Source organism: Streptococcus sp. HMSC072D03 (assembly GCF_001812855.1).
Classification (GTDB): domain Bacteria; phylum Bacillota; class Bacilli; order Lactobacillales; family Streptococcaceae; genus Streptococcus; species Streptococcus salivarius_D.
This window is the reverse complement of the sequence record NZ_KV810655.1, coordinates 1-11,304: the sequence shown is the minus strand read 5'-3', so window position 1 is coordinate 11,304 and position 11,304 is coordinate 1. Positions and strand designations below refer to the sequence as shown.

Here is an 11,304-nt window from a genome sequence, read left to right as displayed (position 1 = left end):
GGTGATAAATAAAGCTTTTGAGTGCTTGCTGGAATGGCAAACCCTGTCACATCTGTGTAGCACTTTTCCATTGGCTTTGATGCTTCAAACTGGCGTTGAATGAGATTCTCTGCTTTCATACCAACCTCTCCTTGGTATGAATAATACTTACGTTTACGACGAATTCGAGCACTTAAACCAAGAGCCTTCATCAGACGTTGCACTTTCTTATGATTTACCATAAAGCCACGTTTTCTCAATGCGAGAGTGATGTGACGATAGCCATAATTCCCTTGTATTCAGTAAAAATAGCTTGAATTTCAGCTTTGATAGTTTGGCTCTTATCCGTTTGATCCAGCTGTTTTAAGTGGTAATAATAGGTCGAATGAGCAAGCTTAATAATCTTTAGAAGATCTCTAAAGTAAACTCTGTTACCAATCCTCGAACAATTTCCGTTTTTCTCTTTGCTCTTTTTCGTCCCTCAATCGGAGTTCTCTCATTTTTTAGAACCGCATTTTCTGCTTGAAGACGTTCTAGTTCCGTCATTTCTTCTAGCTTTTTCTTGTATTGTGCGAGCCAGTTAGGAAGCATCCCTTGATTTGGGAGAGAATATTCGAGAGAAACTCTATCTTGAGAACAGTATTCATGTAGGATTTTATCAATCATTTCTTCCTTTCTAAGTTCATAGATAAGGACTTTATCCTCATAAGTCAATTTCATAATAAAAACACCCTAGAAGTTAGATTTTTTCTGTCTAACTTTTGGGGTGTAGATCATTTCACGGTTGGTTTTGACTAGTTAAGTAAAATCAAGTTAGTCGAAAATAATAAAAATAAAATTTTCTGATAGCTAACATATTCTATTGACCTTGACTAAAAAACAAAGGATGTTTTCTAATTTTTCAACAGTAACAAAAATGCCTATATTATAGTGTTTTTGAACTGTTTTAACTATCTAAAAAGAGTGTTTAAAAATATTTTCAAAAAATATGAAATAAATTAATTGACAAAAAATTATAATAAAGTATAATAGATTGTGTTAGGAAGAGTTTGTTTTTTGGAAGGGTGACTCCCTGATCAAAAAAGACTAGCTTAGAATCTGGAATTCTAAGTTATCAAATTCCAATGTTTCATTGTGATGATTTAAAAAGAGAAGATTTAAACAGCAAAAAAATTAGATTAATCGATTTAAAACATCAGCATCATCGTAGCGGGAGCTAGCGGTATTTTTAATCCGTGTAGAGCTAACGACAGATTCAAAAACAGCAGAATCGGTAGAGACTAATCTTCAAAAGCGAAGAGGGAGAGAAAATAAAGCAGTAACTGCTAATATACCTATCAGAAGGTGGACTAAACCTAATGACTGATAGGTGGTATGTTTTGAGAGTGGCGTTTTTAGCAATACTCTTCTAGGAAATAGTATCTTGTAAGCAGTATGACGTTCTGTGTAAAGAAGCTAGAGGGAAAGCTTCTCAGATTGACTGACTATCAATCACAAGATACTCTTGACCAGAAACCATTTTGAGCCAACACAATTTTGAGTTTGTTGGTACTGAACTGCACCTAGGAAATTGGTGGTTCAATGTTAGTAAATAGAGACTTTAACTTGTAAAAGTCTAAAAATTGTTTTATCTCATTATCAACTCAAGGATTAAGTTTTTAGTGGGATTGAGGAATAAAAGGGTGAAAAGCATATTGGGATGATGCTTCAGTGACGGAATTTGATCAGATGTTTGTGAGAGCATCTGTCTATGCTACATTGACTATTTTTAATGGTTATGTTGGATAGAAACTGTTTTCAAGATCCTGATACCAAGGAAAGTTGGGGGATTTTCCTTTAGGTATCGAGATTGTTGAAAAGAGATCGAATGGACTGAGTGGCACTTGTATCCTAGGTTAAGCTATACACCTATAAACCTAAGTTTCCATACAGCAGGGAGCAAGTTTCAGTTTGAATGGGGGATGCATCTAGAGTAATCTAGATGTTTTTTTATTTTGTGAATTCTTTTACGAATAAGTAAGAGAGTGCACGAAGGAGAGAGTCATGTTAATTGCAAAAAATCAGGAGGGAAACCTCGTTTTAGCTCTAGAAACCTGTTTGAAACGTAAGGAATCCTATAGCTGTCCTGGATGCCAGGGAGTTGTCCTATTGAGGCATGGCCAGGTAATGTGCCCACATTTTGCTCATAAATCTTTGCAAGATTGTCAGTTCTTCTCGGAGAATGAATCGGCTCAACATTTATCGCTTAAGGCAGCCTTATATAAATCTTTGGTTAATCATGGTGAAAAAGTAAGTATTGAAAAGGTTTTGTCCGAGTTGGGGCAAATTGCAGATTTATTTGTTGGCGATTCCCTGGCTCTAGAAGTTCAGTGTTCTCGTTTATCCCAGCAACGTTTGAGAGAGAGGACATGTGCCTATCACCAAGCAGGTTACGAAGTGCGTTGGCTTTTGGGTGAGGAACTCTGGTTGAATGGACGTTTAACAGACCTACAGCGGGACTTTCTCTATTTTACGGCTAAGATAGGATTTCACCTATGGGAGCTTGATTGGAAGCGAGAGGAAATTAGACTTAAGTATCTCATCTATGAGGATATTTTTGGGAAAGTCTATTATTTAACTAAGGCCTGGCCACTAACCGAAAATCTCATGACAGTTTTACGTTTTCCTTATCAAGCAGAGAAGGTTGAGACTTATAAAGTAACTCAGCGAAAGAGGGTCTCACATGTGATTCAACGAGAATTAATGGGGAAAAATCCAAGGTGGATGAGAAGGCAGGAAGAAGCCTATCTTAATGGAATGAATTTATTATGCCTGTCTGATCAGGATTTTTCCCCACAAGTAAGATTTCCTGAATCTAAGCAGGGCTTTGTACAAATTAGACAGTCACTTGAAGGTTTTGAAAAGCTTTTTATGCAATATTATCGAAAAAGGCATTTTTCTTATCGACAAACTCTCTACCCTCCCACCTTTTATGCTAAAATAGTAAAGAATAGATACAATTAAGGAGAATATTATGTCAGACAATCGTGCTCATTTAGAAGAGAAATACACATGGGATTTGACGACCATTTTTGCGACAGATGCAGATTGGGAGACTGAATATGAAAGCACTGTTCAGGATTTGAAGAAGGCTAGTGCTTATGCAGGTCATCTCTTAGATTCTGCTAAGAACTTGCTTGAGGCAACTGAACTTTATATGAGTCTTATGCGTCGCTTGGAGAAAATCTATGTCTATGCGTCAATGAAAAATGACCAAGACACAACAGTAGGTCTTTACCAAGAGTACCAAGCTAAGGCCTCAAACCTTTACTCACAGTTGAGTGAAGCCTTTGCTTACTTTGAGCCTGAATTTATGGCCTTGGATGATAAGAAATTAGCTGAATTTAAAGAACAAGAGCCAGGTCTTGGACTTTATGATCACTATTTCGAACGTCTTTTGGCAAACAAGGACCACGTTCTTTCTCAAGAAGCTGAAGAGCTCTTGGCAGCAGCCGGTGATATTTTCAACGGCCCAACGGATACCTTCAATGTCTTGGATAATGCTGATATCCTCTTCCCATGGGTATCAGATGGTCAAGGGGATGTGGTTGAGTTGACACATGGTAACTTTATCACTCTCATGGAATCTAAGGACCGTGACATTCGTAAGGGAGCTTATGAAGCGATGTACGGTACTTATGAGCAGTTCCAACATACTTATGCACAAACACTCCAAGGCGTTGTCAAGGTTCACAATTACCAAGCCAAAGTTCGTCACTATAATTCAGCACGTCATGCAGCACTTGCGGCTAACTTTATTCCAGAGAGTGTTTATGACTCACTCTTGGAATCAGTGAACAAGCATTTGCCACTTTTGCATCGTTACCTTGATTTGCGTAAGAAGGTCTTGGGGCTTGACGAGCTTAAGATGTATGACGTCTATACACCACTTTCTGAGACTGAAACTGCTCTTACTTATGAAGAATCCCTCAAGAAAGCAGAAGAAGTCTTGGCAATCTTTGGTGAAGAGTATAGTAAAGGGGTTCATGCAGCCTTTACGGAACGTTGGATTGACGTTCACCCTAACAAAGGAAAACGTTCAGGTGCCTACTCAGGTGGTGCTTATGATACCAATGCCTTCATGCTTTTGAACTGGCAAGATACTTTGGACAATCTCTTTACCTTGGTTCACGAGACTGGCCACAGTTTGCATTCAACGTTCACACGGCAGACTCAACCATATGTTTACGGAGATTACCCAATCTTCTTGGCGGAAATTGCGTCTACAACCAATGAAAATATCTTGACAGAAACGCTTCTTAAAGAGGTCAAAGATGACAAGACACGTTTTGCTATTCTTAACCACTATCTGGATGGTTTCAAGGGAACTGTCTTCCGTCAAACACAATTTGCCGAGTTTGAACATGCTATTCATGAGGCAGATGCATCTGGTCAAATCTTGACAGCGGACTTCATGAATAAGCTTTACGCAGACCTCAATGAGAAATACTATAACCTTAAAGCTGAAGATAACTACGAAATTCAGTTTGAGTGGGAACGTATTCCGCATTTCTACATGAACTACTATGTCTACCAATACGCTACAGGATTTGCTGCGGCAAGCTACTTGGCTGAAAAAATTGTTCACGGTACTGAAGAAGATAAAGAAGCTTACCTTACTTACCTTAAGGCAGGAAGCTCAGACTATCCTTTGGAAGTCATCAAGAAAGCTGGTGTTGATATGACCAATACCGACTACTTAGATGCTGCCTTCAAAGTTTTTGAAGACCGTCTCGTTGAATTGGAAGTCTTGGTTGAAAAAGGTGTTCACCTTTCGTAAAAAGAAGTTACCATATGAGAGAATCATTCTGAATCAGGATGATTCTTTTTATGTCTAAAAAACGAACGTTTACTAAAATAAAAGCTCTAATTGATTTGGAAATGAGTTAATGAGCATATTTATAGCCCCTAGTTTATATTCATGATAGACTAAAAACCTAACGTTTTATGTTTTATAAGTGAACAATGTTCAGAAATAGAAAGTAGGTTTTTGTGAAAACAACCAATCGTTATCTTGTAGCAACGTGTGGTGTCTTACTCCATCTCATGTTGGGGTCTACCTATGCTTGGAGTATCTATCGTAATCCTATTATGGCCCAGACTGGCTGGGATCAATCTTCAGTTTCTTTTGCTTTTTCATTGGCTATCTTTTGTCTAGGGCTTTCTGCAGCTTTCATGGGACGTCTGGTTGAAAAATTTGGTCCTAGAGTGACTGGAAGTATGTCGACCGTTCTCTATGCTGGGGGTAACATTCTGACAGGAGTTGCCATTGCTCATGGAGAGCTGTGGATGCTTTATCTTGGTTATGGTATTCTTGGTGGTCTAGGACTGGGTGTGGGTTATATTACGCCTGTTTCAACTATTATTAAGTGGTTTCCCGATAAGCGTGGACTTGCGACTGGCCTTGCCATTATGGGCTTTGGCTTTGCCTCGCTGTTAACCAGTCCCATTGCTCAATATCTGATTCAGGTACGTGGTGTTGAGCAGACCTTTTATATCTTGGGAGTCGTTTATTTTGTTGTTATGCTTTTTGTCTCACAATTCATTAAACGACCAAGTGTAGAGGAAGCACAACTGTTGGCTGACAAGAGTCCGAACCGTCAGGTTGCTAATTTGAGCAAGGGAGTTACGGCTAATGAGGCTCTGAAATCATCAACTTTCTACTGGTTATGGCTTATTCTGTTTATCAATATTTCATGTGGCTTAGCCCTTGTCTCTGCTATTTCTCCAATGGCTCAAGATATGGTTGGGATGTCAGCGGAATCAGCGTCAGTTGTTGTAGGTGTTATGGGAATCTTTAATGGTTTTGGTCGCCTTCTGTGGGCAGGCTTGTCGGATTATATTGGACGTCCGAAGACTTTTATTCTCCTTTTTGTGGTTAATATTGTCATGGCCATCCTCCTAATTGTCCTGCAAGTGCCACTTGTCTTTGTGGTTGCGATGGCTGTTCTGATGACTTGCTACGGGGCAGGATTCTCCTTGATTCCTCCATACCTTAGCGATATCTTTGGGGCAAAGGAGTTGGCTACCCTTCATGGTTATATTTTGACTGCCTGGGCGATGGCGGCCTTAGTGGGGCCAATGCTCTTATCCGTAACCTACGAATTGACAAAATCATACCAGATGACCTTGCTTGTTTTCATAGCTCTTTACGTGGTGGCTTTGGTCATTTCCTACCTCTTGAAAAAGAGGGGGTTACGTCAAGTAGCTTAATGATGACGTTTTGATTTATAGATAAGAAAAATCTCTAGCACTCGCTAGGGATTTTTTATATAATAAAACACATGGTTAAATCATATAGTAAAAATGCAAATCACAACATGCGACGTCCTGTAGTCAACAAGGATATCGTGGACTACATGCGAACGCATCTTCAGGAAAATAAAGGGCATTTGGCTGAACTGGAGGCCTTTGCTCGTAAGGAAAATATTCCAATTATCCAGCACGAAGTAGTTGCTTATTTCCGATTTTTGTTGCAGACCTTGCAGCCTAAGAAAATCCTTGAGGTAGGAACAGCTATTGGTTTTTCAGCCCTTCTTATGGCTGAGTATGCACCTGATGCTCAGATTACGACGGTTGATCGTAATGAAGAAATGATTAGCTTTGCCAAGGAAAATCTAGCCAAGTATGACAGTCGCAAACAAATTACCTTGGTCGAAGGAGATGCAGCAGAAGTTTTGCAAGATTTGGACACTGACTATGATTTTGTCTTTATGGACTCAGCCAAGTCTAAATATATCGTCTTTCTGCCTGAAATCCTAAAACGTCTCAAGGTAGGTGGTGTCATCGTCTTTGATGATATCTTCCAAGGGGGCGATATTGCCAAAGACATCATGGAGGTTCGTCGTGGTCAGCGTACGATTTATCGTGGCTTGCATCGTCTTTTTGATGCGACCTTAGATAACCCTGGATTGACTGCTAGTTTGGTCCCTATGAGTGACGGACTTCTTATGCTTCGGAAAAATTCTGAAAATATTATCTTACCAGATTAAGCATTATTTAAGTAAGTGTGGTATAATAACAGGGATATTGACAATTTAAGGAGTAGATAGAATGGCTAAAGAAAATGAAAACCTTGAGTCAACAGAAGAAACTGTTGAAGAGGTTGTAGCAGACAAAGACGCAGAACAAGAGCATCTTGATCGCCAAAAAGAAGAAGAGGAAAGCATCGCCCTCGCCAGTGAAAAAGCGAAAGAAAAAGCAAAACGTGCTAAAACTAAAAAGACACGTGATGCTGGTAAACCAAGCTCAGGTGGTCGCTTCCTTGGAGGTCTTGCCCTTGTAGCTGTTTCAGCTCTCGTTGGTGCAGGTGCTATGTATGTTTCTCTAGGTAACAAAACAACTGAAGAAACAACTTTGGTATCTATGAAAGGTGATACTGTTACTGTCGGTGATGTTTTTGATTCACTTAAAGGTAGCAGCCAAACACAACAAAGTGTTTTGAGTGCAACTTTGCAAAAGGCTCTTGAAAAAGAATATGGTAGCAAGGTCAGCAAAGAAGACGTTGACAAAGCTTATAAGCAAGCTTCAGAACAATACGGAGATCAATTCTCACAAGTACTTGCAGCCTATGGTCAAACAGAAGAGTCATACCGTACTCAAATCCGTACACAAAAATTGGTTGAGTACGCTGTTAACCAAGCCGCACAGAAAGATTTGACGGAAGCAAATTACAAGGCTGCCTATGATAACTACACACCGAATACAGAGGTGCAAGTGGTTTCAACTACTGATAAAGCAGTGGCAGATAAAGTAGACTCTGAAGCTAAGGCAGAAGGAGCAGATTTCTCACAAGTAGCTAAAGATAACAGCTTGGAAGTGACTTCTAAGACAGTTAACTCAGCTTCTCAAGACTTTCCAGCAGATGTTTTGACAGCAGCCTTTAAACAAGATGCTAATGCCGTTTCTGACGTAGTGACTGTTTCAAACAGCTCAACTGGTGCTGCAACTTACTACATCGTCAAAACTGTTTCAAAATCTGAGAAAAATGCAGATTGGAAAAACTATAAGGATGATTTGACTAAGGTTATCATCAATGGTAAGAAATCTGATACTAACTTCACTAACTCAGTGATTGCTAAGGTCCTTAAGAAATATAATGTTAAAGTTGTAGACAAGGCCTTTAGCGCAATTCTTGACCAGTATGTGACTGGTTCTGGAGCTTCATCAAGTTCATCATCAAGCTCTAGCAAATAAATCACATGATAGAGTTGATAATGCTATTATCAGCTTGACCTAAGACCTAAAACACGTTAAAATGGAGAGTGGCTGAAAGTTCTAATATCATGACATTTTTAGCCTTCCCTTTGAGATTGGTAATCATCGCTTCTGATACAGAAAAATGGCGGTCGTTGCGAGCCATGGACGAATCTGGTTACTTGCTACTCAAAGTTCACAATTAAAGACAAATAAGAATGACAAGTTCATTGAATGAAGGTGGTACCGCGGTTCACGTCGCCCTTCGTTTAGTGGACTTGTCTTTTATTCTTTGGGTATTTCGCTGTGTGTCGCTATCGACTATGTGGAAATGCTCGAGAATAGCTCAAAATAAAAAACAATTAATTAAGGAGAAACAATGAAACAACTTACTTCAGCACAAATTCGTCAAATGTGGCTTGATTTCTGGAAATCAAAAGGTCACGCTGTTGAACCATCAGCTAACTTGGTTCCAGTTAACGATCCAACCCTTCTTTGGATTAACTCAGGGGTTGCCACTTTGAAAAAATACTTTGATGGCTCTGTGATTCCTGAAAATCCACGTATCACTAACTCACAAAAGGCTATCCGTACCAACGATATCGAAAATGTTGGTAAGACAGCTCGTCACCACACAATGTTTGAAATGCTTGGTAACTTCTCAGTTGGTGACTACTTCCGTGATGAAGCCATCGAATGGGGTTATGAGCTTTTGACAAGCCCAGAGTGGTTTGATTTTCCAAAAGACAAACTTTACATGACTTACTATCCAGATGATAAAGATTCATACAACCGTTGGATTGCTTGCGGTGTTGAACCTAGTCATTTGATTCCAATTGAAGATAACTTCTGGGAAATCGGTGCTGGCCCTTCAGGACCAGACACTGAGATTTTCTTTGACCGTGGCGAAGACTTTGACCCTGACAATATTGGTATCCGTTTGCTTGAAGAAGATATTGAAAACGACCGTTACATTGAAATTTGGAACATCGTTTTGTCACAATTCAACGCAGATCCAGCTGTTCCACGTTCAGAATATAAGGAACTTCCTAATAAAAACATTGATACGGGCGCAGGTCTTGAACGTCTTGTAGCCGTAATGCAAGGGGCTAAAACAAACTTTGAAACAGACCTCTTCATGCCTATCATTCGTGAAATCGAAAAAATGTCTGGTAAAACTTATGATCCAGATGGTGACACAATGAGCTTCAAGGTCATCGCTGACCACATCCGTTCATTGGCATTTGCCATTGGTGATGGTGCCCTTCCAGGTAATGAAGGTCGTGGTTATGTCCTTCGTCGTCTTCTCCGTCGTGCCGTAATGCACGGCCGTCGTCTCGGCATTTCTGATGCTTTCTTGTACAAACTTGTTCCAACTGTTGGTCAAATCATGGAAAGCTATTACCCAGAAGTTCTTGAGAAGAAAGACTTTATCGAAAAAATCGTTAAACGTGAAGAAGAAACCTTTGCACGTACCATCGATGCAGGTTCAAGCATGCTTGACGAGCTTCTTGCTAACCTTAAGAAATCTGGTAAAGATACGCTTGAAGGTAAAGATATCTTTAAACTTTACGATACTTATGGATTCCCAGTGGAATTGACAGAAGAGTTGGCTGAAGATGAAGGCTTCAAGATTGACCATGAAGGTTTCAAAGCTGCCATGAAAGAACAACAAGAACGTGCGCGTGCTAGCGTGGTTAAAGGTGGTTCTATGGGTATGCAAAATGAAACCCTCGCCAACATCACTGAACCATCTGAGTTCTTGTATGAAGCGGAAACTGCTGAAAGCCGTTTGAGCGTTATCGTTGCTGATGATGCTCGTCATGATAGTGTTAACTCTGGTCAAGCACTCCTTGTCTTTGAAAAAACACCATTCTACGCTGAAATGGGTGGACAAGTAGCAGACCACGGTACGATCTCAGATGCAGCTGGTACTGTTGTTGCGCGTGTGGTTGATGTTCAACGTGCACCAAATGGACAAGCCCTTCACACTGTTGAGGTTGAAGGTGAACTTGTTGTAGGTGCTAACTATAAACTTGAAATTGACCACACACGTCGTCACCGTGTTATGAAGAACCACACAGCAACTCACCTCTTGCATGCTGCTCTTCATAATATTGTTGGTGATCATGCTGTTCAAGCGGGTTCTCTTAATGAACAAGAATTCTTGCGTTTCGACTTCACTCACTTTGAGGCTGTAACTCCAGAAGAATTGCGTGCTATCGAAGAACAAGTCAACGAAGAAATCTGGAAAGCAACTCCAGTAACAACTATTGAAACAGACATTGACACTGCTAAATCAATGGGAGCTATGGCCCTCTTTGGCGAAAAATATGGTAAGAATGTTCGCGTCGTTTCAATCGGTGATTACTCTGTTGAGCTTTGTGGTGGTACGCACGTTGCCAACACTGCTGAAATCGGTATGTTCAAGATTGTCAAAGAAGAAGGTATCGGTTCAGGAACACGTCGTATCTTGGCAGTGACATCACGTGAAGCTTACCTTGCTTACCGTGAAGAAGAAGATGCCCTTAAAGCAATCGCAGCAACACTTAAGGCACCACAATTGAAAGAAGTACCTAACAAGGTTGCTAGCCTTCAAGAGCAGTTGCATGCCCTTCAAAAAGAAAATGCTGCTCTTAAAGAAAAAGCAGCAGCAGCAGCAGCTGGTGATGTCTTCAAAGACGTTAAAGAAGCTAACGGTGTTCGTTACATCGCTAGCCAAGTAGAAGTTTCTGACGCAGGTGCCCTTCGTACCTTTGCTGACCAATGGAAACAAGCAGACTACTCTGACGTCCTTGTCCTTGCAGCTCACATTGGCGAAAAAGTTAATGTTCTTGTAGCAAGCAAGTCTAAAGATGTTCACGCAGGTAATGTTATCAAGGTCCTTGCACCAATCGTATCTGGTCGTGGTGGTGGTAAACCAGATATGGCCATGGCCGGTGGTAGCGATGCCAATGGTATCCAAGATCTTCTTTCAGCAGTAGCAGAACAGCTTTAAGATGTGATACAATAGAAGAAACTTGAAAAGATAGGATGAAAATCCTATCTTTTTTTCTTGTCTTACGAAAACCACTAGCTGTGCTAGTGGTT

Annotated in this window: 6 protein-coding genes and 1 pseudogene; 6 read left to right on the top strand and 1 reads right to left on the bottom strand. The window is 40.3% G+C overall.

All coding sequences use genetic code 11. From position 1 onward, the window contains the following. Positions 1 to 699, bottom strand: a pseudogene (locus HMPREF2877_RS11465) (IS3 family transposase); the annotation flags it as partial. 1,323 nt (positions 700 to 2,022) lie between these two features. Between HMPREF2877_RS11465 and HMPREF2877_RS05450 the strand changes: the two are divergent. The 6 genes from HMPREF2877_RS05450 to alaS all read left to right on the top strand — a co-directional run bounded on the left by HMPREF2877_RS05450 (position 2,023) and on the right by alaS (position 11,212). After that, entirely contained in the window at positions 2,023 to 2,982 is a 960-nt protein-coding gene (locus tag HMPREF2877_RS05450) for a competence protein CoiA (protein ID WP_014633524.1), read from the top strand. Between the two features lie 10 nt (positions 2,983 to 2,992). Next, positions 2,993 to 4,798: an oligoendopeptidase F gene (gene pepF / locus HMPREF2877_RS05445; protein ID WP_014633523.1), complete on the top strand. Its 1,806-nt coding sequence runs from the start codon at positions 2,993 to 2,995 to the stop codon at positions 4,796 to 4,798. A gap of 212 nt (positions 4,799 to 5,010) precedes the next feature. Continuing rightward, positions 5,011 to 6,231, top strand: a complete 1,221-nt coding sequence (locus tag HMPREF2877_RS05440; RefSeq protein ID WP_014633522.1) for an L-lactate MFS transporter — start codon at positions 5,011 to 5,013, stop codon at positions 6,229 to 6,231. A 71-nt stretch (positions 6,232 to 6,302) separates the two neighbouring features. Beyond that, positions 6,303 to 7,010 (top strand): O-methyltransferase, encoded by a 708-nt coding sequence (locus HMPREF2877_RS05435; protein ID WP_002886734.1) that lies wholly within the window; start codon positions 6,303 to 6,305, stop codon positions 7,008 to 7,010. 61 nt (positions 7,011 to 7,071) lie between these two features. Next, positions 7,072 to 8,214, top strand: a complete 1,143-nt coding sequence (locus HMPREF2877_RS05430) for a peptidyl-prolyl cis-trans isomerase (RefSeq protein ID WP_002886735.1) — start codon at positions 7,072 to 7,074, stop codon at positions 8,212 to 8,214. Positions 8,215 to 8,593: 379 nt separating this feature from the next. Beyond that, the gene (alaS, locus tag HMPREF2877_RS05425) at positions 8,594 to 11,212 is read left to right on the top strand and encodes an alanine--tRNA ligase (protein ID WP_014633520.1); all 2,619 of its coding nucleotides are present in this window, start codon (positions 8,594 to 8,596) and stop codon (positions 11,210 to 11,212) included. Positions 11,213 to 11,304 lie beyond the last annotated feature (92 nt).